Annotated in this window: 22 protein-coding genes; 5 read left to right on the forward strand and 17 right to left on the reverse strand. The window is 74.5% G+C overall.

Translation table 11 applies throughout. From position 1 onward, the window contains the following. Positions 1-271: 271 nt before the first annotated feature. From ACFZAX_RS28865 to ACFZAX_RS28890, 6 genes are all read right to left on the reverse strand, one after another. Positions 272-1,183, reverse strand: a complete 912-nt coding sequence (locus ACFZAX_RS28865) for an ECF transporter S component (RefSeq protein ID WP_390965220.1) — start codon at positions 1,181-1,183, stop codon at positions 272-274. Then, on the reverse strand, positions 1,180-2,940 hold the full coding sequence (locus tag ACFZAX_RS28870; protein WP_390965221.1) for an ATP-binding cassette domain-containing protein: 1,761 nt from the start codon (positions 2,938-2,940) through the stop codon (positions 1,180-1,182). Before ACFZAX_RS28870 ends, ACFZAX_RS28865 begins: the two co-directional genes overlap by 4 nt. After that, positions 2,937-4,094: an energy-coupling factor transporter transmembrane protein EcfT gene (locus ACFZAX_RS28875; RefSeq protein WP_390965222.1), complete on the reverse strand. Its 1,158-nt coding sequence runs from the start codon at positions 4,092-4,094 to the stop codon at positions 2,937-2,939. Before ACFZAX_RS28875 ends, ACFZAX_RS28870 begins: the two co-directional genes overlap by 4 nt. Then, positions 4,091-4,819 carry an SCO2322 family protein gene (locus ACFZAX_RS28880; RefSeq protein ID WP_390965223.1) on the reverse strand — a complete coding sequence of 243 codons (729 nt, stop codon included), beginning with the start codon at positions 4,817-4,819 and terminating at the stop codon, positions 4,091-4,093. The genes ACFZAX_RS28875 and ACFZAX_RS28880 overlap by 4 nt, the downstream gene beginning before the upstream one ends. Continuing rightward, complete coding sequence (locus tag ACFZAX_RS28885; protein ID WP_390965224.1) at positions 4,816-6,102, reverse strand: prenyltransferase/squalene oxidase repeat-containing protein; 1,287 nt, start codon at positions 6,100-6,102, stop codon at positions 4,816-4,818. Before ACFZAX_RS28885 ends, ACFZAX_RS28880 begins: the two co-directional genes overlap by 4 nt. Positions 6,103-6,442: 340 nt before the next feature. Then, positions 6,443-7,045 (reverse strand): TetR family transcriptional regulator, encoded by a 603-nt coding sequence (locus ACFZAX_RS28890; RefSeq protein WP_390965225.1) that lies wholly within the window; start codon positions 7,043-7,045, stop codon positions 6,443-6,445. 163 nt (positions 7,046-7,208) lie between these two features. Here ACFZAX_RS28890 and ACFZAX_RS28895 point away from each other — a divergent pair, with 163 nt between their 5' ends. The 3 genes from ACFZAX_RS28895 to ACFZAX_RS28905 are packed head-to-tail and all read left to right on the forward strand — an operon-like array spanning position 7,209 to position 10,382. Continuing rightward, positions 7,209-8,522: a glycosyltransferase gene (locus ACFZAX_RS28895; RefSeq protein WP_390965226.1), complete on the forward strand. Its 1,314-nt coding sequence runs from the start codon at positions 7,209-7,211 to the stop codon at positions 8,520-8,522. A gap of 58 nt (positions 8,523-8,580) precedes the next feature. Next, entirely contained in the window at positions 8,581-9,312 is a 732-nt protein-coding gene (locus ACFZAX_RS28900; RefSeq protein WP_390965227.1) for a methyltransferase domain-containing protein, read from the forward strand. After that, on the forward strand, positions 9,309-10,382 hold the full coding sequence (locus ACFZAX_RS28905) for a prenyltransferase (protein ID WP_390965228.1): 1,074 nt from the start codon (positions 9,309-9,311) through the stop codon (positions 10,380-10,382). Before ACFZAX_RS28900 ends, ACFZAX_RS28905 begins: the two co-directional genes overlap by 4 nt. A 20-nt stretch (positions 10,383-10,402) precedes the next feature. On the opposite strand, the gene ACFZAX_RS28910 is transcribed toward ACFZAX_RS28905, so the two are convergent. After that, the gene (locus ACFZAX_RS28910; RefSeq protein WP_390965229.1) at positions 10,403-10,696 is read right to left on the reverse strand and encodes a hypothetical protein; all 294 of its coding nucleotides are present in this window, start codon (positions 10,694-10,696) and stop codon (positions 10,403-10,405) included. A gap of 140 nt (positions 10,697-10,836) precedes the next feature. Between ACFZAX_RS28910 and ACFZAX_RS28915 the strand changes: the two genes are divergently transcribed. Next, positions 10,837-11,124 (forward strand): hypothetical protein, encoded by a 288-nt coding sequence (locus ACFZAX_RS28915; RefSeq protein ID WP_390965230.1) that lies wholly within the window; start codon positions 10,837-10,839, stop codon positions 11,122-11,124. A gap of 81 nt (positions 11,125-11,205) precedes the next feature. Here ACFZAX_RS28915 and ACFZAX_RS28920 read toward each other — a convergent pair whose 3' ends face one another. From ACFZAX_RS28920 to ACFZAX_RS28935, 4 genes are all read right to left on the reverse strand, one after another. Then, positions 11,206-12,036: a hypothetical protein gene (locus ACFZAX_RS28920; protein ID WP_390965231.1), complete on the reverse strand. Its 831-nt coding sequence runs from the start codon at positions 12,034-12,036 to the stop codon at positions 11,206-11,208. Between the two features lie 202 nt (positions 12,037-12,238). Beyond that, complete coding sequence (locus ACFZAX_RS28925) at positions 12,239-13,150, reverse strand: N-acetylmuramoyl-L-alanine amidase (protein WP_390965232.1); 912 nt, start codon at positions 13,148-13,150, stop codon at positions 12,239-12,241. Between the two features lie 107 nt (positions 13,151-13,257). Then, complete coding sequence (locus tag ACFZAX_RS28930; RefSeq protein ID WP_390965255.1) at positions 13,258-13,845, reverse strand: class I SAM-dependent methyltransferase; 588 nt, start codon at positions 13,843-13,845, stop codon at positions 13,258-13,260. 257 nt (positions 13,846-14,102) lie between these two features. Beyond that, positions 14,103-16,013 carry an MFS transporter gene (locus tag ACFZAX_RS28935; protein WP_390965233.1) on the reverse strand — a complete coding sequence of 637 codons (1,911 nt, stop codon included), beginning with the start codon at positions 16,011-16,013 and terminating at the stop codon, positions 14,103-14,105. 672 nt (positions 16,014-16,685) lie between these two features. On the opposite strand from ACFZAX_RS28935, the gene ACFZAX_RS28940 reads away from it, so the two are divergent. Further along, a complete protein-coding gene (locus ACFZAX_RS28940) occupies positions 16,686-18,113 on the forward strand; it encodes a DHA2 family efflux MFS transporter permease subunit (RefSeq protein WP_390965256.1) in 1,428 nt (475 codons plus the stop codon). 19 nt (positions 18,114-18,132) lie between these two features. Here the strand turns inward: ACFZAX_RS28940 and ACFZAX_RS28945 are convergent, their stop codons facing one another. From ACFZAX_RS28945 to ACFZAX_RS28970, 6 genes are all read right to left on the reverse strand, one after another. Further along, positions 18,133-18,774: a response regulator gene (locus ACFZAX_RS28945; protein ID WP_390965234.1), complete on the reverse strand. Its 642-nt coding sequence runs from the start codon at positions 18,772-18,774 to the stop codon at positions 18,133-18,135. 92 nt (positions 18,775-18,866) lie between these two features. Further along, positions 18,867-19,634 carry a DUF2071 domain-containing protein gene (locus tag ACFZAX_RS28950; protein WP_390965235.1) on the reverse strand — a complete coding sequence of 256 codons (768 nt, stop codon included), beginning with the start codon at positions 19,632-19,634 and terminating at the stop codon, positions 18,867-18,869. Between the two features lie 67 nt (positions 19,635-19,701). Continuing rightward, positions 19,702-20,985: a histidine kinase gene (locus tag ACFZAX_RS28955; protein WP_390965237.1), complete on the reverse strand. Its 1,284-nt coding sequence runs from the start codon at positions 20,983-20,985 to the stop codon at positions 19,702-19,704. Continuing rightward, positions 20,982-21,716, reverse strand: a complete 735-nt coding sequence (locus tag ACFZAX_RS28960) for an ABC transporter permease (RefSeq protein ID WP_390965239.1) — start codon at positions 21,714-21,716, stop codon at positions 20,982-20,984. Before ACFZAX_RS28960 ends, ACFZAX_RS28955 begins: the two co-directional genes overlap by 4 nt. Further along, positions 21,716-22,612, reverse strand: a complete 897-nt coding sequence (locus tag ACFZAX_RS28965) for an ATP-binding cassette domain-containing protein (protein ID WP_390965240.1) — start codon at positions 22,610-22,612, stop codon at positions 21,716-21,718. Before ACFZAX_RS28965 ends, ACFZAX_RS28960 begins: the two co-directional genes overlap by 1 nt. Positions 22,613-23,473: 861 nt before the next feature. Then, the gene (locus tag ACFZAX_RS28970) at positions 23,474-25,084 is read right to left on the reverse strand and encodes a hypothetical protein (protein ID WP_390965241.1); all 1,611 of its coding nucleotides are present in this window, start codon (positions 25,082-25,084) and stop codon (positions 23,474-23,476) included. Between the last annotated feature and the right edge of the window lie 109 nt (positions 25,085-25,193).

Genomic DNA, 25,193 nt, shown 5'->3' on the forward strand with positions numbered 1-25,193 from the left:
GAAGAAACCTAACGTCGGGGGCAGGTGGCGTCGCGGGCCGGTTCTGTGGTGAATGATCCGGGCGTCCCCACCTGGGCCCTGGTGACCGGATGACGGTCGAGCGGGCCACCGAGGTGTTCGGCGACAAGAACCATGGTTAGCCCCGGCGTTCGGCGCTGGCAATGCCCTCCCGACGGCGGCCGTACGACCCCGGGTCGGACCCCGGGCCCAAGGTCCCGAACCGGGGCAAAGAGGAGTCGGGGCAGCTCAGGGGCGGTGCGAAAGGGGCGATTCAGTCACCAGTGTCGCTACTATCCGGCTTGGGGGAGGACCTTGTGCCTGTGGGTGTCCTCACGTCGCCGGGACCCTCGAATGTGACCTGGGCCTCGAAGGAAGCGCGCCGGGTCGCCCGGCGGAGCGCCCGCAGGAGTACCGGCCCCACGGCGAGCGTCAGCACCACGGTCAGCGCCGCCCGGCCCAGGTCCCAGCCGAGCGAGGTGGTCAGGCAGTACGCCAGGAAGCGGACCAGGTTCTCGTGCACCGGGTCGCCCGCCACGAAGGAGATGCCCGAGCCCAGCCCGGGCACGATCGTCCAGCCGTACAGGTTCATCACCGTGCCGTAGAGCAGCGAGGCCGCCGCGCCGTACGCCGCGAGCATCGCGGTCTCCGCCCGGCCGCGCAGCCGCTCCGGCCCCGGCAGCAGACCCGCGCCCATGGTGAACCAGGCCATCGACAGCATCTGGAACGGCATCCACGGCCCCACCCCGCCGGTGAGCAGCGCCGACGCGAACATCGTCACCGCACCCAGCACGAAGCCGAAGCCGGGCCCGAGCACCCGCCCGCTGAGCACCATCAAGAAGAACATCGGTTCCAGCCCCGCCGTCCCCGCCCCCAGCGGGCGCAGGGCGGCACCGACCGCCGCGAGCACTCCGAGCATCGCGACGGCCTTCGCGTCGAGGCCGGCGTCCGCGATCGTCGCGACGGCCACCGCCACCAGCAGCGGCAGCAGTGCGCCGAAGAGCCACGGCGCGTCCTGCGCGTGCGCGGTGCCGAACGCGGGCCCGGCGAGCAGCGGCCAGCCGAAGGCCGCCACCCCCACCGCGCTGACCAGCACCAGCGCCACGACCGAACGCGGCCCGAGCCGGACCGGGCGGACCCGCCGACCGCCGCTCGTGGGGACGGGGGTGAGTGCGGTGCCGGTCATGCGCCCGCCTCCAGGGCCGTGCGGACCTGGTTCACGGTGAGCCACTCCTGCGGAGCGAGGATCTTCGCGGTCTGCGGGGCGTACGCGGGGGAGGAGACCACGACCTGCCGGGTCGGGCCGTCCGCGACGACCTCCCCGCCGGCCAGGATCACGACCCTGTCCGCCAGTTCCGCCGCCAGCTCCACGTCGTGGGTGGCCAGCACGATCGCGTGCCCCTCGGCCGCCAGGCCGCGCAACACGCCGACCAGCCGGGACTTGGCCGCGTAGTCGAGCCCCCGGGTCGGCTCGTCCAGCAGGATCAGCGGCGGCCGGGCGGTCAGTACGAGCGCCAGCGCCAGGGTCAGCCGCTGGCCCTCGGAGAGGTCACGGGGGTGGGTGGCGTCCGGTACGCCGGGCAGCAGCCGCGAGACGAGGGCCCGGCAGCTGCCCGCCGGGGCGCCCGCGTCGGCGTCGGCCGCCGCGCACTCGGCGGCGACCGTCTCCGCGTACAGCAGGTCGCGGGGCTCCTGCGGCACCAGCCCGACCCGGCGCACCATCGTGCGCGGATCGGTGCGGGACGGATCGAGGCCGCCCACGCGGACCCGTCCGGCGGTCGGCGTGACCATGCCGACGAGCGCCCCGAGCAGGGTGGACTTCCCGGCGCCGTTGCGCCCCATCAGGGCCACGGTCTCCCCGGCCCGGACGTCCAGGGTCACCGCGCGCAGCGCCTCCACCCGGCCGCGCCGCACCCCGAGTCCCTCGGCCCGTGCCAGGGGCGCGGTGGGGTCGGGGGCGGGCACGGACACCGTCCGTGCCCGGCGTGCGCGCCGGAGGCCGAAGAGGCCGGTGCGCGGTGCGGGCGCCGGTGCGGGGGCCTCGGCAGGCGTACCGGACGCGCCCGGCGCGAGGCATACGGGACGCGTGGGACACCCGGGCACCGGCGCCGCCACGGCGGGCGACCGGCCGGCCAGCCGCTCCCGCAGCCCCGCCGCCCGCCGCCGGGCGTCGCGCACGGAGAGCGGCAGCGGGTCCCAGCCCGCCAGCAGCCCCAGTTCGGCGACGGGCGGCCGGACCGGCGAGACGGCCATGATCTGCGCCGGGGTGCCCACGACCGGGGCGGCGCCGGGCGCGGGCAGCAGCACGACCCGGTCCGCGTACTGCACCACGCGCTCCAGCCGGTGCTCGGCCATCAGGACGGTCGTGCCCAGGTCGTGCACGAGGCGCTGGAGCACCGCGAGGACCTCCTCGGCCGCCGCCGGGTCCAGTGCGGACGTCGGCTCGTCGAGCACCAGCACCTTCGGGTGCGGGGTCAGCACCGAGCCGATCGCGACCCGCTGGCGCTGTCCGCCGGAGAGCGTGGCGATCGGCCGGTCCCGCAGTTCCGCGAGCCCCAGCAGGTCGAGGGTCTCCTCCACCCGGCGGCGCATCACGTCCGGGGCCAGCCCCAACGACTCCATGCCGTAAGCGAGTTCGTCCTCCACGGTGTCCGTCACGAAGTGCGCGGAGGGGTCCTGGCCCACCGTGCCCACCAGATCGGCGAGCTCGCGCGGCTTGTGGGTGCGCGTGTCCCGCCCGCCGACCGTCACCCGGCCGCTCAGCGTCCCGCCGGTGAAGTGCGGCACCAGCCCCGGCACCGCACCGAGCAGCGTCGACTTGCCGACCCCGGACGGACCGACGAGCAGCACCAACTCGCCCTCGGGCACGGTCAGATCGATGCCCGACAGGGTGGGCTCGGCCGCGCCCTCGTACCGCAGGGAGACCTGCTCGAACCGGATCACTGGTCCTCCTTCGGATACGGCGGTACGGCAGCCGGACGCGGCGGTACGGGGGCGGCGAACGCGGGCAGCAGCCCGATCAGGACGCCCGCGGCGGGCCACAGCGGCAGCACCGGCGGGGACGGCGGGACGACCCCGGGCCGCAGCGCCGCCGGGTCCACCGAACCCGCCCGGATCATCACCGCGGCGACCAGCACACCCGACCCCGCCACCAGCCACGCCCGCCCGCCCCACCGGTCGGGCCGGTACCGGGTGCGCACCGAGCGCCGGCCGCCCAGGCGCAGCCCGGCCGTCGCCGCGACGAGGCCCGCCACCAGCAGCGGCGGCCCGTAGGCCGCGCCCTCCGCGGCGAGCAGCCCGTAGGTACCGGCGCACACCCCCAGCAGGCCGCCGAGGGTGAGAACGTCGGTGGTGTGCCGCACACGGGCCGGTACCCGGGCGGTCCGCCCGTACCCCCGCGCGTCCATCGAGGCGGCCACCGCCACCGACCGCTCCAGCGCGCCCTCCAGCACCGGCAGCCCGATCTGGGCGACCGCCCGGATCCCGCCGGTGGGACGGCCCCGCAGCCGCCGCGCGGTCCGCAGCCGCGCCACGTCCGCGACCATGTTCGGGGCGAACGTCATGGCGACGACGACCGCCACCCCCGCCTCGTACAGCGCGCCCGGCAGCGACTTCAGCAACCGGGCGGGACTGGCGAGGGAGTTGGCCGCGCCGACACAGATCAGCAGGGCGGCCATCCGCGCACCGTCGTACAGCGCGAAGAGCAACTGCTCCCCGGTCACCCGGCCGCCGATCCGGACGCCCTGGGCCCAGTGGGGCAGCGGTACCTCGGGAAGCGTGACGAGGGTGTGCGTGCCCGGGATCGACGACCCCAGGAACGCCGAGAAGACGAGCCGCACCCCGACGACGAAGAGACCCAGCTTGACGAACGCCCCGTACGAACGGGCCCACGGCGCGTCCGTGCGCCGTGCGGCCACCACGTAACCGGCCACCCCCACCAGCAGGCCGAGCAGCAGCGGGTTGGTGGTGCGGGACGCGGCGGTCGCCAGGCCCAGCGCCCACAGCCACCACGCGCCGGCGGGCAGCGCGTTGCTCCGGTGCGCCCCGGGCGCGCGCAGGTCGCGCACGCGGCCCGTCGCGGCGGGAAGGCGGCTCATCGCCGACGGCGTGCCTGGAGGACGGCCGCGGCGCCGAGGACCACGACGGCCCCGACACCGGCGAGCACGCCGACGGAGGGACCACCGCCGTCACCGTCCGCCGCCCCGCCCGCCGCGGCGGACGAGGTGGCCGGGGAACTCGCGGCGGGAGCCGTCCCGGCGGGCGCCGGTGAGGCGTCGCCCGAGATCTGCTCGCCGCAGCCCGTCTCCGGGTAGCCCGAGACGGCGCAGAGCAGGGCAGCGCTGTCGTACCGGAGCGGCTTCGCCACCGAGGCCAGCGCCTCGGCGGTGCTCGCGTCGGGGGAGACCCGGGCGCAGGCGGTACGGAGCGCGGGCGGCTGCTCGCCTGCGGGGGCGTCGGCCGCCGTGCCGGGGTCGATGACCAGCGCGACGCGCTTGCCGCCGTCCTTCGCGGGCGTGTCCCCGCAGACGGCGGCGAAGTCGGGGGTGCGGCGCGGCTGGGCCGCGTCGCCGGAGTCCTCGCTCACCGCGAACCGGAAGCCCTGCACCGAACCGTCCTCGGGGCGGACCAGGGACGGCCCCTGGGTGGCGTACGCCCACCGCGGGCCGTCGCCCTCCCAGAAGGACCAGTAGCGGTACCCGGCGGCCTGCGCGGTGCCCGCGACGCAGAGCGTCACGACCGCCGTGAGCGCCGTCAGCGCCACGAGCGCCGCCGCCCGGCGGAGAATTCCGCCGGGCGTGCTCCGGAACGCGGGCGCGGTCACCGGCCGCCCTTGTCCTTGCCCCGGTTGCTGATCAGGAAGCCGATGCCCGCGCCGACGGCCAGACCCACCGCGATCAGCCACCAGACGCTGAAACCGGAGCTGCCCGTGGAGCCGGCGGCGGGCTGCGCACCGGTCGGGGTGGGGGAGGGCACCGCGGTCGCGGCGGGCGCCGGGCCGGTCGCGTTGAGCTGGGCGACGAGGTCGGCGCCGCCGAAGTCGCGGGCGTCGGTGCCGGTCGCGTGGGCCGCGAGGATCAGCTGCGCGTACGCGGCCGGACCGGACTGCTTCGCCCAGGCGGCGGAGTTCTTCTCCAGCCAGGTGATGGCGGACGCGGCCTTGTCCTGGTGGCCGGAGGCGGCGAGCGCCACGACGGCGTCGGCGGTGTTGCCGAAGTCGGGCTGCGGGTCGGTGCTCTCCGCGCCCGGCATGGGCGCCTGGTCGAGGTGGCCGGAGCCGGCGAGCGCGGCGGCCAGCCAGTGCGCGCCGTTCTGGGCGACCTGCTCCGTGGTGAGGCCGGTGCCGGGGGTGCAGACGGGAGCCTTGCCCGGGTTGTAGCTGCCGGCCGCCAGGCCCTTGCCCATGGTGCCGAGCACGGCCGCCGCCGTGGCGTCCGCGTTGGCGGCCGGCGCGCCCTTCTTGTCCGGCTGGTAGGCGAACGCGCCACCGTCCTCGCCGCCGCACGGCAGCGCGAGCCCGCGCAGTACGTCGTACGGGGTGTGCCCGGCGGACGAGGTCACGTCGGTCAGCTTCTTGCCCGCGCGGGCGAAGGCGCCGACGACCACGGCGGTCGAGTTCGCGTCGCTGGGGCTGCCGGGGGTGTAGCCCCAGCCGCCGTCGTCGTTCTGCACGGACGCCAGCCAGTCGATGCCGTTCGCCACGGCGGTCTTCTCGCCGGTCAGCTCGGCGAGCGCCTGCACGGCGGCGGCGGTGGAGTTGGTGTCCGTCATCGTCTTGGCGTCGCACGGCTTGCGGAAGTCGCGGTACGCGGCGAAGGCGCCGCTGTCGCACTGCTGGAGCTTCAGCCAGTTCACCGCCTCCACGGACGGGGTGACGTACTCGATCTTCTGGGCCAGGAAGGCCAGCGACTGGCGCCAGACACCGTCGTACGTCGGGTCCGAGGTGCCGTAGAGCCCGGCGTGCGGGTCGGCGGGAACGGAGAGGGGGGCGGAGGAGCCGGAGGGGGAGGGCGACGGGCTGGACGAGTCCGCCAGCGCCGCCGGGGCGGCGGACGCCAGGAGCACGGCGGTGGTCGCGAGCGCGGCTGCGCTGCGGCGTACGGTCATGACTGGCGAGTGCCTCTCCTGCGGGGGCCGGGCGCGGGCACGTACCGGTGCCGGGCTCGGCTCCGTCTGTTGCGACGGATGCGGACCACCGGACCTCCCGGCGGCATCGGCCGTTCGCGCCCGCCCCGGATCCCGTCCGGCGTGCGGGCGGCTCACGGACGGCGACGGCCCGGTGCGGACCGGGCCGGGTGGGGAGCGGTACCGGTTCGCACCGGAATTCCCCGTACGGGCGTGATGAACGACGGGTTCACTCTACCGGGGGAGTCGGGACCGGCCCCGAGGCCGGTCGTCCGCGGTCGCCCCGAGGCCCCAGGTCACGGGGCGGGCAGCCGCGCCGCTCTCAGCCGGGCGCCACCGGGTCCAGCAGCCGGCAGACCGTCTCGATGTCCGTCCGCACCTGCCCGGCCCCCGCGCGGCCGGACAGCCAGGAGGTGAGGGTGCAGTGCCAGGTGTGCCCGACCACCCGCACCGCCGACAGCTGCCCGGTGTCCGGGTCCGTCAGCCCCGCCGCGTCCAGGACGATGGTCGTCACCAGCCGGGAGACGGCGTCCACCTCGGTGCTCACGCCCCGGTCCGCGCAGGTCAGCGCCCGCAGCATGGCGTCGGCGAGCTCCGGTTCGCGGCGCAGCGCCCGGAAGGCGCGCAGCAGCGTCGCGGCGGCCCGTTCCCCGGGCGTGCGCCCGGCCGGCGGGTGGTCGGCCAGCGTGGTGCTCAGCAGCCGCAGCCGGTCGTGCAGGGTGGCGACCAGCAGATGAGCCTTGGACGGGAAGTAGCGGTAGAGGGTGCCGAGGGCGACCCCGGCGGCCTCCGCGACCTCGCGCATCTGCACGGCCTCGAAGCCGCCCCGTCCGGCGAGTTCCGCGGTGGCGTCCAGGATGCGGGCGCGGCGGGCCCGCTGGCTCGCCGTCAGCGGAAGCGCGGGTGGCCGGGCGTCAGCGGTCATGAGGTCACCTCCGTGCCGTGGCGTGAATCACCTGATCAGGTCGTCACGCCGACGCTACCTGCCGGTAGATTCGAACCTCATTGGACGGGTCGGTCTGAAACTTGTTCCAGATTATCGGCAGCGGTTACGCTCCGGAAAACGCAGTGATGAAGGGGGCCCGGGAGTGACCGCTGAGGCCATGAGGACGGACCCCAGCGCGGGACATCGCGCCACCGCCGGAGCGGACGACCGCCCCTTGCGGATCGCCCTCCTCACGTACAAGGGCAACCCGTTCTGCGGCGGCCAGGGCGTCTACGTCCGCCACCTCGGCCGCGAGCTGGCGCGTCTCGGCCACAGCGTCGAAGTGATCGGCGCCCAGCCCTACCCGGTGCTCGACGAGGGCGTCCCGCTCACCGAGCTGCCCAGCCTCGACCTCTACCGGCAGCCCGACCCGTTCCGGACCCCCGGCCGGGACGAGTACCGCGACTGGATCGACCTCGCGGAGGTCGCCACCATGTGGACCGGCGGATTCCCCGAGCCGCTCACCTTCTCGCTGCGGGCCGGACGCCACCTGCGGTCCCGGCGCGGCGAGTTCGACGTGATCCACGACAACCAGACGCTCGGCTACGGCCTGCTCGGCGACCTCGGCGCCCCGCTCGTGACCACCATCCACCACCCCATCACCGTCGACCGCCGGCTCGACCTGGCCGCCGCCACGACCCGCGTGCGCGCCCTCTCCGTGCGCCGCTGGTACGGCTTCACCCGCATGCAGAAGCGGGTCGCCCGGCGGCTGCCGCACGTCCTGACCGTCTCCGGCTCGTCCCGCCAGGAGATCGTCGACGACCTCGGCGTGAGCCCCGGCCGCGTCGACGTGGTCCACATCGGCGCCGACACCGACCTCTGGTCGCCCGACCCCTCGGTCCCCGAGGTACGGGGGCGGATCGTCACCACCTCCAGCGCCGACGTGCCCCTCAAGGGGCTCGTCCACCTCGTGGAGGCGCTCGGCAAGGTCCGGGCCGGCCACCCCGACGCCCACCTCGTGGTCGTCGGCAAGCGCGCCGAGGACGGACCCGTCGCCCGGGCCATCGAACGCCTCGGCCTCGGCGACGCCGTCGAGTTCGTCAAGGGCATCAGCGACGCCGAACTCGTCGACCTGGTGCGCGGCGCCCAGGTCGCCTGCGTCCCCTCGCTGTACGAAGGGTTCTCGCTGCCCGCAGCCGAGGCGATGGCCACCGGCACCCCGCTCGTCGCCACCACCGGCGGGGCGATCCCGGAGGTCACCGGCCGCGACGGGGAGACCTGCCTCGCCGTGCCGCCCGGCGACCCCGACGCCCTCGCGACCGCCCTCACCCGGATGCTGGACGACCCCGGGCTGCGCGCCAGACTCGGTGCGGCCGGCCGCGACCGGGTGCTCGCCCGCTTCACCTGGGCCAGGGCGGCGGCCGGCACCGCCGACCTCTACCGCCGGGCCATCGCCGCCCGGGGGGCCCGCAGGTGACCCCACCGGACTCCGTTCCCGCCCGTGCCCGTACCACCGACCTCGAAGGCAGGCCCCCGTGCTGACCGTCGACTTCACCCGCTTCCCGCTCGCCGCCGGTGACCGCGTGCTCGATCTCGGCTGCGGCGCCGGCCGGCACGCCTTCGAGTGCTACCGGCGCGGTGCCCAGGTCGTGGCCCTGGACCAGAACGGCGAGGAGATCCGCGAGGTCGCCAAGTGGTTCGCGGCGATGAAGGCCGAGGGCGAGGCCCCGGCCGGCGCGACCGCCACCGCGATGGAGGGCGACGCCCTCAACCTGCCGTTCCCCGACGACTCGTTCGACGTCGTCATCATCTCCGAGGTGATGGAGCACATCCCCGACGACAAGGGCGTCCTCGCCGAGATGGTCCGCGTCCTCAAGCCCGGCGGACGCATCGCCGTCACCGTGCCCCGCTACGGCCCCGAGAAGGTCTGCTGGTCCCTCTCCGACGCCTACCACGAGGTCGAGGGCGGCCACATCCGCATCTACAAGGCCGACGAACTCCTCCGCAAGATCCGCGAGGCCGGACTGAAGCCGTACGGCACCCACCACGCCCACGCCCTGCACTCGCCCTACTGGTGGCTCAAGTGCGCCTTCGGCGTGGACAACGACAAGGCCCTGCCGGTCCGCGCCTACCACAAGCTGCTGGTGTGGGACATCATGAAGAAGCCCGCGGTGACCCGGGTCGCCGAGCAGCTGCTCAACCCGGTCGTCGGAAAGAGCTTCGTCGCGTACGCGACGAAGCCGCACCTCCCGAAGGCAGAGGCGTGACCCTCCCCGAACGGACCGAACACCTCGTCCTGCCCGGCGTCCTGACGTCGGATCAGGCGTCCGAGACCGTCGCCGCACTCCTCGGGGTGCAGTGCGAGGACGGGGCGCTGCCCTGGTTCCGCGGCCACCACCTCGACCCGTGGGACCACACCGAGGCCGCGATGGCCCTCGACGCCGCCGGCGAGCACGAGGCCGCCGAAAGGGCCTACGAGTGGCTGGCCCGGAACCAGAACCAGGACGGCTCCTGGTACGCCGCCTACCACGACGGCGATCCCGAGCGCCCCACCGACCGCGGCCGGGAGTCCAACTTCTGCGCGTACGTCGCCGTCGGGGTCTGGCACCACTACCTCGCCACCGGCGACGACGCGTTCGTCGACCGGATGTGGCCGATGGTCTTCGCGGCCGTCGAGTTCGTCCTCGGACTCCAGCAGCCCGGCGGGCAGATCGGCTGGAAGCGCGAAGCCGACGGAACCCCCGTCACCGACGCGCTGCTGACCGGCTCCTCCTCGGTCCACCACGCCCTGCGCTGTGCCCTCGCGCTTGCCGAGCGACGTGAAGAGCCCCAGCCGGACTGGGAGTTGGCGACCGGAGCGCTGGCCCACGCCATCGCCGGCCACCCGGAACGCTTCCTGGACAAGGGCCGCTACTCGATGGACTGGTACTACCCGGTCCTCGGCGGCGCGGTCACCGGCGCGGAGGCCCAGCGGCGCATCGACGAGCGCTGGGACGAGTTCGTCGTTCCCGGCCTCGGCGTGCGCTGCGTGCTGCCCAACCCGTGGGTCACCGGCGGCGAGAGCTGCGAACTCGCCCTCGCACTCTGGGCGATGGGCGAATCCGACCGGGCCCTGGAGATCCTCCAGTCCATCCAGCACCTGCGCGAGCCCGGTGGCCTCTACTGGACCGGATACGTCTTCGAAGGCGAACGCGCCTTCTGGCCCGATGAACTCACCACCTGGACCGCCGGATCACTGCTGCTCGCGGTGGCCGCACTCGGGGGGGACGAGGCGACCACCGCGGTCTTCGGGGGAGAACGGCTGCCGAGGGGCCTGGAACCGGACTGCTGCTCCTGACCGGGCCGGGCCGCCGGGACTCACGTACGACGGAGACGGCCCGCCACCGCGTGACCGACGAAGAGGTAGACGGCGGCGGCCAGCCCGTAACCGGCGACCACCCGCGCCCACGCCTCGTCGAAGGTGAACAGGTCGTACGACCAGCCGGCCAGCCACCGTGCGGAATCCTGGACGAACTGCACCAGCTCGTTGCCCCTGTTGGCATCGAGCAGGTACATCAGGATCCACAGAATGATGATGAAGGCCATGACGTCCGCGACGACGGCGATCGCGCGCCCCGCGGTACTGCTTCCTGAGCCTCGTCTGTAGGACATGCACACCGGATTGCCGCTGCCTCCGGCCTGAAACCCGGACGGCCCAACCCGGTGGCGGGGCGGCGCCGCGGGGGCGAGCCCGGCGGGGCGTGCCGGTATCGGCCCGACACCGTCCGACCACCCCGTGAGGACGGCCCGCCGTGCTCCGGCCCGTACCGCCCGGCCGCCTGCCGACGGCGCTGCTGCTCGTCCGCGCTCTGCTCGTCGGCGCTCTGCTCGTCGGCGCCCTGCTCGTCCGCGCCCTGCTCGTCGGCGCCACCGCCTGCGAAAGCGGCAAGGTACCGGCCACCAAGTTTCGCGAGGGTGAAGCCGGTGACTCCGGCATCGGCAGCCTCGAAGACGTCATCAGCTGGGTCGAGGACGCGGGGACGAGCGCCGGTGCCGAGGTGAAGAACCGGGTGCCGTCGGTGTCCCGACCGGCCGGGTGACGTGGCCCCCGTCCCGCACGAAGGCCCCCGGCCGCTGAACTCCCGCGGTCGGGGGCCTACGTGGTGAACGGGCGGGCGGGATCAGCCGCGCTGGATGCCCGAGGTGTCCTGGAGGACGCCGCGGCGGCCGTCCTGCGTCTGCGCGATCAGGCTCTGACCGCGCTGCTCCACCGCGAGGTACCAGGTACCGGGCGCCAGTTCGGCGATCTGGCCGGACGAACCGTCCTCGCCGTACAGCGGACGGGGCACCGGCACCGCGAACCAGAACGGCGCGAAGTCGGCCGCCGGCGTACCGCCGGACTGGGGTGCCTGCGGCGTCCGTTCGGCCTGCGGGGCCGGCTTGCCCTGCTGCGCGCCGTACGGCTGGGGCTGGGGCTGCGGCGCACCGGCCTGCGAACCGAAGGACGGCTGACCCGGGTAGCCGTACCCCTGGCCCTGTGGCTGCGCACCGTACGGCGACTGGGTGGCCGGAGCCGGGCGGGGGCCGGCCGAGAGCGGCGCCTTGAGCGCGGGAACCAGCGGCCCGGCGACCGTCGCGGCGGCGAGCACCAGGGAGGCCAGCAGGCCCAGGATCAGCCCGGCACCCGCGTCACCCGCGTCGATGGTCGTCCAGAACGCCGTCCACAGCGCGAAGACGGTGAGGGCCACGCCGAACTGCCCGAGGTCCAGACCGACGAGCTTGCGGCCCGGCGCCGAGCGGCTCACGATCACCAGCGCCGCTCCGATGACACCGGCGAGGAAGATGCTCATGAGAAGTGAGAGCGAATCCCAGGCGCTCGCGCTGTCGTAGCCCGAGCAGTCGATGTTGCTGGGGCAGTCGTAACCGGAGAGGTCGAGGAAGGAGGCGATGAACAGCACGACCGCTGCTCCGATCACCACGCCGTCGCCTCTAGTGAGGGAGCGGATATTCACGTGAAGGTCCTTAGTCGGTCGTCTCGTCGGGGACGGTCGTCGCTGCGCCCGGGACTGTCCCTCGGGCGCGCCGAGAAGCCCGGGGCGGCTCCCCATCGTACGGATGAATCTATCGTCTGCCCGGGCGGGTTGGCCCCCGGCTTGCCCGACGGCCCGTCATCCCCCCGGTATCAGCGCAGAACTACCCCGAACCGGGGCGGAACTACCGCTTCAGGTAGCTGCTGATGCCGTCACTGATCCCCTGGGCGGCGCTCTGCCGCCAGTGCGCGCTCGTCAGCAGTGCGGCGTCTTTCGGGTCGCGCATGTTGCCGCATTCGATGAACACCTTCGGAACCGTGGACATGTTGAGCCCGCCGAGGTCGTCGCGCACGTCCAACCCCGTGCCCCCGCCGATGTAATTGGACGGCGAGCTCCCGGTGGCCGCCACGAACCGGCCCGCGATACGGGTCCCCAGGTCGCGCGAGGGGCTCACGATCCGCGAGGTGTCCGCCGCCCCGTCCCGTACGAGCGCGGGCAGGATCACGTGGAACCCCCGGTTGCCCACCGCCGAACCGTCCGCGTGCACGGAGACCACGGCGTCCGCCTCCGCCTCGTTGCCGATCCGCGCCCGTTCGTCCACGCACGGACCGTACGCGCGGTCGTCGTCGTACGTGAGGAGCACCTGCGCGCCCTCGGCCTCCAGCAGCTCCCGCATCCGGTGGGCCACGTCCAGGGTGAACCGGGCCTCCGCGTAACCGGCGTCCGTGGACGTCCCGGTCGTGTCGCACTCCTTGTGCCCCGTACCGATGTTCACCTGCCGCGCGATCTCACGGGTGTGCTCGTGGTTGTGCGGATTGTGGCCAGGGTCGATCACCACCGTGCGGCCCGCCAGCGGCCCCCTCGACGAGGCCCCCTTGGGGCTCTCGTCGGGCGCCGGTGCGGACGTGGCGGGTGCCGTGGTCACCGAGGGGGCCGGGGCCCCCGCGTGCGGCTGCGCCTTCACCTCCGCACCGCCGCACCCGGTGAGGGGCAGCAGGCAGAGGACGGCGAACGCGGCGTACGTGGCGGTGCGGACGGGACGGCCGGCTGCCGGGCGGACGGTGGGCGGGGTGGGGGGAACGCTGGAGTACGGCACGCGGGCGATGGTACCGACGGCCCCCGGCTCCCGGTCGCGGTCCCGGGCCCCGGCCCCGGATTCCCGTCCCGGATCCTGGTCCCGGCTCCCCGTCCCGCTCACCGGTCTCAGATGCCCTGCCCCGTACGCCGCAGCACGCGCAGCGAGTCGGTCACCGAGATCTCCGCGAAGGCACCGGAGGCGAGCGCCCGCTGACGTACCCGGTACGGCGCCTGCCCGCCGTCCGCCGGATCGGGGAACACGTCGTGGATCACCAGCAGCCCGCCCTCGGCGAGGTGCGGCGCCCAGCCCTCGTAGTCGCCGTTCGCGTGCTCGTCGGTGTGCCCGCCGTCGACGAAGACCAGCCCGAGCTGCCCGCCCCAGACCGCCGCGACCTGCGGGGAGCGCCCCACCAGCGCCACCACGTGGTCCTCGAGGCCGGCCGCGTACAGGGTCCGGCGGAACGTCGGCAGCGTGTCCATCCGGCCCACCTCGGGGTCGACCAGGGACGCGTCGTGGTACTCCCACCCCGGCTGCTGCTCCTCGCTGCCCCGGTGGTGGTCGACGGTGAGCGCGGTCAGTCCCGCACGACGGGCCGCGTCGGCGAGGAGGACGGTGGAGCGCCCGCAGTAGCTCCCGACCTCCAGCAGCGGCAGCCCGAGCCGCGCCGCGTCGACGGCCGCCGCGTACAGCGCCAGCCCCTCGCGCACCGGCATGAACCCCTTGGCCTTCTCGAAGGCGGCCAGCACCGCGTCGGCGGGACGGGCGTCGGGATCGGCGACGGGTGCGGCGGACTCGGCGGCCACGGGTTCCTCCAGGTGGTGCGGGTGTGTCGACGGCGGCGGGGTGCCGACAGTGGCGGTGCGTCGGCGGCGGCCCCATCGTGCCGCACGCCCCCGCCGGACGGACCGGCGGGGGCGTGCGGGTGTGTCTTCTCCCGGTGGTTCCCGGCCGGGCGGCCGGGCCGGTTCGGTCAGGCGTGCTGCCCGTCCGCGTGCGCCTCCGACGACGCCCGCACGGTGCCCTGCCGCTCCGGAGCGGCGGCGGTCAGCACCAGATCGGTCACCACCGGCCGCCCGTTCGCCGCGCACACGGCGGGCCGGGCGCGCGGTGCGTACCCGGCGGCGGTCACGACCAGCACATGGCCCGGCTCGGGCGCGGCGGCCAGCGCGTACCGCCCCGCGTCGTCGGCGACGGCCAGACCGGCCTGCCGGCCCTGCCGGTCGACCAGGGTGACCGTGGCCCGCGCCACCGGCGCGCCCGCCGCGTCCAGCACCCGGCCGTGGAAACCGGACGAACCCGCGACGATCCGGGAACCTCCGGACGGTACGGACGCCCCGCCGCCCGGGACGGACGCCTCGCCGTGCAGCACCGCGTCGATCGCCACCAGCGCCTCGGCCTCCGCGAGCAGCGCCTCGCTCTCGCTGTCGGCGACCAGCACCAGGCGCGAGGCCGGACGCTGCGAGGGGAGGAACGCGGCCAGGACGAGACCGACCAGCACCGCCCCGGTCGCGATCATGAACGACAGCCGGAAGCCGTGCATCGAGGGAACCGCCACCCCGCCCAGGTGGACCGAGGTGTTCGCCAGCACCATGCCGATCACGGCGCTGGAGGCGGACGTACCGATGGACCGCATCAGGGTGTTGAGGCCGTTCGCGGCCCCGGTCTCCGAGGCGTCCACCGCGCCGACGATCAGCGCGGGGAGGGAGGAGTACGCCAGTCCGATACCGGCGCCCAGCACCGTGGAGATCACCAGGGTCTGCCAGGCGGCGTCCATCAGCAGGGACCCCGCGCCGTAACCGACGGCGATGACCAGCATGCCGATCATCAGGGAGACCTTCGGGCCGCGCCGGGCGGCGATCCGCGCGTACACCGGAGCGGTGAACATCATCGTCAGCCCCAGCGGCGCCATGCACAGCCCCGCGACCACCATGGACTGGCCGAGGCCGTACCCGGTGGCCTTCGGCAGCTGGAGCAGCTGCGGCACGACCAGGGAGACGGCGTAGAAGGAGATGCCGACCATGATCGAGACCAGGTTGGTCAGCAGCACCTCGCGCCGGGCCGTCGTCCGCAGGTCCACCAGGGGAGCGGCGATCCGCAGCTCGTACAGACCCCAGACCAGGAGGACCAGCAGACCGCCGGCCATCAGCCCGAGGGTGAGCGGCGCGGTCCAGCCCCACTCGCTGCCCTTGGTGATCGGCAGCAACAGGGCGACGAGCCCGAGCGAGAGCCCGAACGCTCCCGCGTAGTCGAAGGTGCCGGGCGCGCGCAGCGGCGGCTCGGGCACGAGGAAGACCGTCAGCACCAGGGCCACCACGCCGACCCCCGCGGAACCGAGGAACAGCGCGTGCCAGTCGGCGTGCTGGGCGACCAGCGCCGCGCCGGGCATGCCGAGCCCACCGCCCACGCCGATCGAGGAGCTCATCAGCGCCATCGACGAACCGAGCTTCTCCGGCGGCAGCTCGTCGCGCATGATGCCGATGCCGAGCGGGATCGCACCCATCGCGAATCCCTGGAGCGCCCGGCCGACGATCATGATGACGAGATCGTCGGTGAAGGCGCAGACCAGCGAGCCGATCACCATCACGGCGAGGCTGGCTATCAGCATCCGCCGCTTGCCGTAGAGATCGCCGAGCCGCCCCATGATCGGGGTGGACACGGCACCGGCGAGCAGCGTCGCCGTCATCACCCACGTCGCGTTCGACTGGGCGGTGTGGAGAAGGGTGGGCAGATCCTTGATGACGGGTACGAGCAGGGTCTGCATCACCGCGACGGTGATGCCCGCGAAGGCCAGTACGGGGACGAGCGCTCCCCTGGGTTCCTTGATCTCCTGAAGCGGACCGGGGTTTCCCCCGGTGGTCTGTTCGTTCGTCGTCCGGTCCATACGTACGCCTTCCGGGCAGCAGTGATCACCGGAGGGACCCCCCCAAGTGCATGCATGGCGAACGCTTCTGGGGGCGGGTGTATTCCCGGGACAAGGGCGCTCGAACTCAGTTGCGTCAGTGGCCTGTTGCTCCCGGATGTCGCCAGCGGTCAGTTCCGGACAGGCCTCGGGGTGAACCCGTCCAGGGAGTCAGGCCGGGTATCGGCAGGCGCCCCGTGGTGGACATGGGGTGGGCGCCCGACGGGCGTGCCACCTGGCAGTACGGCGACGAGGTGCGGCCGGGTGAGCCGCACGTCGTCCGGCGCCGAGTCGGCGGGCCGGAACCGCCCCGGTGATCGCGACCCCGCCCGCCACGACCAGCGATGCCACCCGTGCGGCCCCCGCACGGACCCCCCCCGCCCGGCGGCGAGAGACCCACCGTGTGCGGCCCGGTGCGCGGCTCCGGCCCCGACGCCGGGGTGGGGGTCCAGGTGCTGCCGTCGGCTCCGGTGCCTCCGTCGGCTCCGGTGCCTCCGTCGGCTCCGGCGGCTCCGTCGGCTCCGGCGCCTCCGGGTGCGTAGGCCGAGGACCGGTCCGGGGCCCGGCCCACGCCCCCCGTGTACGCACGGCGCGGCGCCAGGGACGATGGCGGACATGACAGACGTTTCCCTGGACGACATCACTCCGGACGGCATGTCCGCCGCCCCTCGCACGGCTCCCCGCCGCTTGAGACCCCGCACCTGGGCGGCGGTGGCCGCGGCGTGCACCGGTCAGTTCCTGGTCGTGCTCGACGTGTCCGTCGTCAACGTGGCGCTGCCCTCGATGCGGACCGACCTGGGGCTGAGCGCCTCCGGGCTCAGCTGGGTCCTCAACGCCTACTCGATCGCGTTCGCCGGGTTCATGCTGCTCGGCGGACGGGCCGCCGACCTCTTCGGCCGCAAGCGGATGTTCCTCCTCGGCCTCGGGCTCTTCACCGCGGCCTCCCTCGCGGGCGGGCTCGCCCAGGAGGGCTGGCAGCTGCTGGCCGCCCGTGCCGGACAGGGGCTCGGTGCCGCCGTCCTCTCACCGGCCACCCTCACCCTCCTCACCGCCGCGCTCCCGGAAGGCCCGGCACGGGTCCGCGCGATAGGTACCTGGATGGCGGTGGGCGCGGGCGGCGGCGCGGCGGGCGGGCTGATCGGCGGGGTCCTCACGGACCTGCTCTCCTGGCGCTGGGTCCTGCTGATCGACGTGCCCGTCGGCGCCCTGGTCCTGGCCGGTGCCGCCTTCCTGCTCGCCGAGGGCCGGGGCGGCGAAGGGCGAAGGATCGACCTGCCGGGCGCCGTCCTCGTCACCTCGGGCCTCGCCGCCCTCGCGTACGGCATCGTGCAGACCGAGGCGGCCGGCTGGACGGCCCCCGTGACGCTCGGGCCGCTGCTCGGCGGCATCGCCCTGCTCGGCGTGTTCGTGCTGGTGGAACGGCGTACGACCGCCCCGCTGATGCCCCTGCGGGTGCTGGGCGTACGGGCCGTGGCCTCGGCCAACGCGTCGATGCTGCTGCTTGGCTCGGCCACCTTCTCCATGTGGTACTTCATGACCGTGTACGCACAGAACGTCCTCGGCTACACCCCGCTGGAAGCCGGACTCGCCCTGCTGCCCACCTCCGCCGCGATCGTCCTCGGCTCGAAACTCGCCCCGCGCTTCATGGCGCGTACCGGTGCGAAGCCGATGGCCCTCACCGGCATCCTGCTCACCGTCGCGGGCTTCGGCTGGCAGTCCACCATGGGCGCGGAGAGCCACTACACGGCCGGCATACTGCTCCCGGGCGTCCTGATGGCCTTCGGTATGGGCTTCGTCTCCACCCCGCTCGCCTCCCTCGCCACCTCCGGTGCCGCGCCCGGGGACGCCGGCCTCGTCTCCGGGCTGGTCAACACCTCCCGCACGATGGGCGGGGCGCTCGGGCTCGCGGTGCTGTCCACCGTCGCCGCCGCCCGCACCGGCGACTCGGCCACCCCGGCCGACCTCACCGCCGGATACGCCCTCGCCTTCCGTACCGCCTCCGGGGTGCTGCTGGCAGCGGCCCTGCTGGTGCTCCTCTGGCTGCCGGGGGCGAGGGCGGGACGGGCGGCCGAGGGGCGCTGAGGGCCACGCACGAGGCCGGTCAGAGCCAGCCCTGCCGCCGGGCCGCCCGGGCCGCCTCCGTGCGGTTACGGGTACCGGTCTTGCCGATCGCGGAGGAGAGGTAGTTCCGCACGGTCGACTCCGACAGGTGCAGCTTCCGCGCGATGTCCGCGACGGTCGCACCGCCGGACGCCGCGTTCAGGGCGTCCCGTTCCCGTCCGGTCAGCGGGCTCGGCCCCGCACCCAGCGCCGCCGCCGCGAGGGCCGGGTCGACCACGGTCTCCCCGGCCAGCACCTTGCGGATCGCCCCGGCCAGCTCCTCCACCGGGCCGTCCTTGACCAGGAACCCCGAGGCACCCGCTTCCATCGCCCGCCGCAGATAGCCGGGACGTCCGAACGTCGTCAGGATCAGCACCCGGCAGTCGGGCACCTGCTCACGCAGATCGGCGGCGGCGTCCAGGCCGCTGCGCACCGGGAGTTCGATGTCGAGCAGCGCCACGTCGGGCCGCGAGGCGAGAGCCGCGGGCACGATCTCGTCCCCGGAACCCACTTGGGCGACCACCTCGAAGTCCGGCTCCATCCCCAGCAGCAGGGCGAGCGCGCCCCGCATCATGCCCTGGTCCTCGGCGAGCAGCACGCGTACGGACGTGGCGGGGCGGTGGTCCTGCGGCGTTCCGGTCACGGGTAAGAGGGTAGGACCCGCGCGCGTCCCGGGTGTACGGCTTCGGTGTCCGGTGCGTCCGGCTTCGGGATCGCGTGCGTACGACGTCCGGGTCAGGGCGTGGGGACACCCGCCGGAGTGCGGGGCGGGAGCCCGAACCGTACGGGGACGCCCGGCGAGTACAGCACGCTGACGGGCCCGTCGGCCGGTGCGGGCAGCCCTGCCGCGGCGACGAGGTTCTCGCTGTGGCCGAGGAGTTCGGCGCGGTGCAGGGGCCAGCGGGGGTGGGTGTTCGGAAGGTAGCGGGAGCGGCCGAAGAAGGCGCTGTGCATGCCCCAGCGCGCGGTCAGGAAGTGTTCGAGCTCCGAGGGCTCCTCGACCCGGTCGCCGACGCGTACGGTGATCCGGCTGTACGCGCCCGCAGGCCGGCCCCACCGCCGTCGGCTGGTGTACGTCACCGTGTCGCCCTCCCGCCGGACCTCCATCTTCGACCACACGTAGGGCAGGCCGAACCCGCTCCGGCCGACCGCGACGGGAAGCAGGCGGGAGGCGTCGAGCGAACGGAAGACGACGCCCCGGCGGCCATGGGCGTCCACCGAGTACAGGCGGACGTTGGTCTCCGGGAAGGAACCGAGATACGGGATGCCGGGAAGCCCGAACCACCCCACCCGGTGCATCCGGAAGGCGACGAGCCCGACGTAGGTGGCACCGTCCAGCGTGTCCGGCCGGGTACCGGCGGGCAGCAGCGGGGCGACGAGTGCCGGGTCGACGGCCCAGTGGAGGAAGGCCAGATCGAGCCAGGACTGGGTGAGCACGGGACGGTCCGCCGTGTGGGGAGGGTCGGCCGTTATCGGTTCCGGGATCGTGGTCAGCGGCACCATCGTGTCAGTGTGCCATCGGCGTACCGGTGTTCGAGGTGACGCCGGACACACGCACCCCCGCCCCCGCTCACCGCCCCGGTTCCCCGGGCAGCTCCGCGCGTACGACGAACCCGCCGTCCGGACCGGGTCCGGCCCGCAGCGAGCCGCCCGCCAGCGCCAGCCGCTCGGAGAGCCCCACCAGGCCCGTACCCCCGTAGGAGTACGAGGGCTCCCCGCCGTCCGCTCCGGGACCCCGGCGGGGCCCCGGGACGGCCCCGCCGCCGGGCTCGGCGAGGGAACCGTCGTCGGTGACCGTCAGCACCACCCGCTCGCTCCCGGACGTGACGGAGAACACGCAGTGGGTCGCGCCACTGTGCCGTACGACGTTGGTCACCGCCTCGCGCACCACCCAGCCCAGCAGCGCCTCGCTGCGCGGGGCGAGCGGCGGGCCGGCGCGGTGCACCGTCCCCTCGATGCCGGCGGCGGCCAACGCCGACACCGCGCCGTCGAGTTCACCGGTGAGGCTGCCCTCGCGGTACCCCGTCACCGCCTCCCGTACCTCGGTGAGCGCCTGCCGGCCGACCGACTCGATGTCCGAGATCTGGCCGAGCGCCGCGTCCAGGTCCCGGGGTGCCAGCCTGCGGGCCGCCTCCGACTTCACCACGATCACCGACAGGGTGTGCCCCAGCAGGTCGTGGAGGTCCCGGGAGAACCTGAGTCGTTCCCGCTCGACCGCGTTGCGCGCCAACTCGGCCTGAGCATCACGTAGTTCCCGCACGGTCTCGGACAACGCGAGGATCGCGGCCGTCACCGCGCCGGAGAGGAACGTCCCGTAGCCGATCGTCCACGGGTCCGACACCCGGTCGCCGCGCCAGACGGCGACGGCCACGCCGCAGGCGGACAGTCCGACGAGCGCGCAGGCGAGCGGCCGGCCGCGCAGGACCGTGCCGCTCGCCAGCGAGAGCAGCGGGAAGAAGAGCAGCCAGCTCCCGCCGTAGCCGGCCGCCAGGCCGAAGGTGATGGCGGCCAGGGCGCCGAGCAGTACGTACGACCCGGTGGTCCCGCGTCGAGCCGGGACGAAGCTCCGGAACACCAGGTGGATGTAGAGGGAGTTGAACAGGAGGACGCCCACCGCGCCCACCACCGGGTTCGGCGTCTCGCCCTTCCAGAGGTTGGAGAAGGCCCCGAGCCCGAGCAGCAGCCACGGCATCAGCGCGTACGGCCCCGGGCCCGCCGGTCGCCGTCCCGCCGTTCTCCGGCCCGCCCTGTTCCGGCGAGGGGGCCACCACCGGCCGGGCGGGTGCTCCGCGCACCCCGGGTGCGGCTGCTCCGCACCGTCGGCGCCCGGGGTGCGCGCGGTGAGCGTCTTCACGGGGTCCTCGCCGCGCGCCGGTACGAGACGACCGCGTAGGCGCCGAACAGAGCTGTCCAGAGCAGGAGTTCGGCGATCGAGGTGAGGTGCGGCGCCTGGCCGGCGACCGTCGTCCAGCCGAGATCGGCGAAACCGTGCGCCGGCGTGTGGGCGCCGACGGCCCGCAGCGGGCCGGGCAGGGAGTCCAGCGGGAACCACAGCCCGCCGATCACCGCGAACCCCGTCATGCAGGCGATGTTGACCACTCCGGTGCCCTGCGGGGTGAGGCGGTAGCCGTTGCCGATTCCGAGCAGGGTGAACGGCAGGGTGCCCAGCCACAGCATGCCCACCAGTGACCCCCACTGCCACCAGCCGAGTTGGATGTGGTTGACCAGCGCTCCCGCCAGCAGCACCCCGACCAGCGCCGGGAGCACGGTCACCGAACCGCTGACGGCCCGGCCCGCGACGATCCGCGACGGCGCGAGCGGTGTGATCCGCAACTGCCGTAGCCAGCCGAGCGACTTGTCGGACGCGATCCCCGTACCGACCGCCATCGCCGAGCCCAGCGCCCCGTACGCGGCCATGCCGGTCATCGAGTACGCCCTCCAGTCGTCCGCGCCCGTGCCGCCCCCCGACGTGTCGCCGATGTTGGTGAAGAGGAGGTACATCAGCACCGGCATCCCGGTCCCGAAGATCAGGAACGCGCCGTCCCGCAGGGTCCGGCGGACTTCCAGCATCACGTACGCGTACATCAGCGTGCCTCCCCGGGCGCGGCGGGGCCGGCGGTCAGGGCGAGGAACGCGTCCTCCAGAGTGGCGCGGGAGACGAGCAGCCCGCGCACCGCCCCCATTCCGGCGAGCGCGACGACCGTGGCGTCCGGATCACCCGAATGCAACAGGGCCCGATCTCCCCGGACTTCGACGCCGACCACCCCCGGCAGACGCTCCAGCCCGTCGGCCGTGCGGCCCGCCAGATCGATCCCGACGAGCCCGCCGCCCACCGTGCGCCGGATGCCGTCCCCGCTGTCGTCCGCGACGATCCGCCCCCGGTCGAGGACGACGATCCGGGCGGCGTTCTCATCCGCCTCCTCCAGGTAATGCGTGGAGAAGAGCACGGTGTTGCCGCGTGCCGCGAAGGCGCGCATCGAGTCCCAGAACGCCCGCCGCGCTTCCACGTCCAGTGCGGCGGTCGGCTCGTCCAGCACCACGAGCCGGGGATTGCCCGCCAGCGCGACCGCGAAGCGCACCCGCTGTGTCTGGCCGCCGGAGAGCTTGTCGATGCGCCGGTCCGCGAACGCCGAGGCGCCCGAGAGCCCGAGGACCTCGCCGGTCTCCATCGGCGCGGGGTAGGTGGACGCCACGAACTCCACCAACTCCCGCACGGTCACTCGGGGAATGGGCCGGCCCTCCTGGGGCATCGCGCCGACCGTCCCCGCCCGCACCGCCTGCCCCGGCGGGCGGCCGAACAGCCGCACCGCCCCCTCGTCGGGGTCGTCGAGCCCCAGCAGCATCCCGATGGTGGTCGACTTCCCGGCGCCGTTGCGGCCCAGCAGCGCCACCGTCTCACCGGCCCCGATCGACAGATCGATGCCGTCCACCGCGCGCACGAGCCCGCCCGAACGGCCCTCCGTCCGAAAGGACTTCGACACTCCGGCGAAACTGACCGCCAGGGCGTCCGCGCACCTCCCGCTCTTCCGGGCCTTGCTTTTTTGGGCCCCCGCCGGGACTCCGGCAGCCGTCCACGTCGGGGCCGGCCCCCCGCCCGCACTTCCCGTTGTCGTCATGGTGGCGACGGTACGGGGGTGCCGGACCGGGCGGCAGAGCCGTGCGTACGGCTTCCGGCAGGACAAATGTCATGGGTGCCCGCATGGGCGGAGCGGCGCCTCTGCCACCCCGTGGCGCACGGAAAGGCGGGGGTCGTCCCGGCCGTTGCCGGCCCGGACGACCCCCGCCCTGTCCTTGCCGCCGCTCTCAGGACACTCCGGAATCCCCGTGGGTGGGCCGACGGTGCCGGCCGTGCGTCTGTGCGGAGTCGGTCTCCGCGGACATGCCCCCTCGGTGCTTTCCGGGGCCGCCTGCGTCGGCCCGTTGCGTGTCCGCCCCCGGCGGGCGCGTCTGCATCGTGTCGGTTCGGGCTTCGGACATCTGGGAAGTCACCCCGTTGCTCGCTTGCGTGTGTACCGGGGCCCGCCGCCGCCCGTTCCGGTCTCTCCCGGACCTCGTCCCACGCGTCCGGAAACCCCCTGGACGCACGGTCACACCGCGCACCCGTACGGAACGACTGCGTAGCCCCCGGGAGAATCCTAAGGGCTTGCCGGGAAACAGCCTGCGGGTTCTGCGACCTGCGCTCGCAGGTCAGCGCGCTGGCGGCCCACATGTTGTTCTCCGGCAAACCCTTGGGCCAAGGCCGTGTCCGACCATGCGCGCCGGCCGCCCGGCGGGAGCGGTCGGACACGGCCCGGTGCCGCGCCCGCCAGGGTTTGACCCGGCCCGATCCGAACGAAAGGCCCCTAACGGTCCTCCCGGGGCGGACCGCCGTGCAGCGGCGCCTGCCCCAGCGGAACCGGCCTACACCCCTCAGGAGATGATCCGTCGGCGGATGGTTGCGTTCCGGATTCGTCCGCCGGCCCGGGACCGCGTCGCGCACCCCCGTACGCCTCCGGGGCGACGTCCTCCGGAACCTCCAGCCGCACCAGCCCGCAAGGCGTTTCGGGGCGCTCGTACGGCAGGCTCAGGACGCCCTCGCGGCTCCAGGAACCCGCCCCGGCCAGCCAGCCCGCCGGGGCGACGAACTGGTGGAGCCGACGGCCCGACGGGCGCCAGACGCCGAGCCAGCTGCCCGCCGCCCCGTCGATCCGCAACGCCACCGCGCAGGTCTCCGGCATCAGCATCTGCCCCGGCTGCACCGCGAACGGTGCGACCGCCACGTCAGCCGGACGCAGGCACTCCGGGAAACGTACGGGCAGGGCGCTGCCCAGCACGCCCCAGCCGAGCCGGTCGTGTCCGGGCGCGTCGGAGCGGAGCAGGAAGAGTCCGCTGTCCGGATCGGCGATCAGCAGCCGGTCGTTGCTCTCCGGTGCGATCTGGAGGAGCGGAGTCGTCTCGCCGCGGCGTTCGAGGTCGACGGCGACCGTCTTCACCGGCCCTCTGCCGGGCGGCCGGCGGTCGAGCGCCAGCACACGGCCCGCACGGTCCAGCCAGACCCCGCCGGAACAGAGCCCCGGCACGTCGGCCACGTGTTCGGGTCCGAACGAGCCGCCCGCCACCCGCCAGACGGAGGTGGTGAAGATGCCCGGCGCCAGGGCATAGACGCTCACCCCGTCCGGGGCCGGAGGGAGCAGCGTCATCCGCTCGCACTCCACGGTCCCCAGGGAGAGCTCGCCGGTCCCGGGACCGGTCGGGTAGAGCAGTGAGAACGCGTGCCGGTCGGCGACCCGTCGCCGGATCAGCACCCGGCCGTCCGCCAGCGGCACCACCTGAGAGTCGGGCTCCTCGGGCTGGTCGAGCGGGAGCGGTACGGCGTACGGCTCCGGGCCGTCGAGCGTCCACCGCTCCGGGTACCAGCCCCGGCCGAGCGCCTCACCGCCGCCCATCGTGAGCCGCGCCGCGTACGCGCCGTCCGCCGAGAGGGTCAGCGTGCCCGCCGCGTGCGGGGCCCGGCGGGCCGCCATCGCGGGGGGCCGGACGGACGGGGGCGGGATGCGGCGGGGGAGGGGCGCGGCCCCGGCGGGGGGCGCCGGGCGCAGGGTGGCCGCCATCCCGGCGGCGTTGGCGGAGGCTCGGGCGGGAGCGGCGGGAGCGGCGGGAGCGGCGGGAGCGGCGGGGGCGGCAGGGGCTTTCGGCGCGGGCCGGGGCGAGGTGGCGGGGGGACCGGTCCGCCCGCCGGCGGTGGTGGGGGACCCGGCTTTCGCGCCGGTGGTGGTGGGGGACCCGGCCTTCGCGCCGGTGGTGGCTGCCGTTCCGGCGGGCGCCGATCCGGTGGACGTGTGGAACGAGGCCGCCGCGGGCGAGCCGACGACCGCCCCGACCAGCGGGACCAGCGTGGTCGCGTCGACGCCCCGGCCGGCCGGGGCGCCCGTGGGCACGACCGTCCGCCCGGTCACCACGACCCGGATGGCCATGCCCCCCACACCTTCGCCGGTACGGGACCCGGTGGCTCCGGACCCGCCGGGCGCGGACGCGCGGGGGCCGGGCACGGGCAGGGCGCCGGCGCCCGGTGCGGCGTCCGGC

The organism is Streptomyces sp. NPDC008125 (assembly GCF_042957125.1).
Lineage (GTDB): Bacteria > Actinomycetota > Actinomycetes > Streptomycetales > Streptomycetaceae > Streptomyces.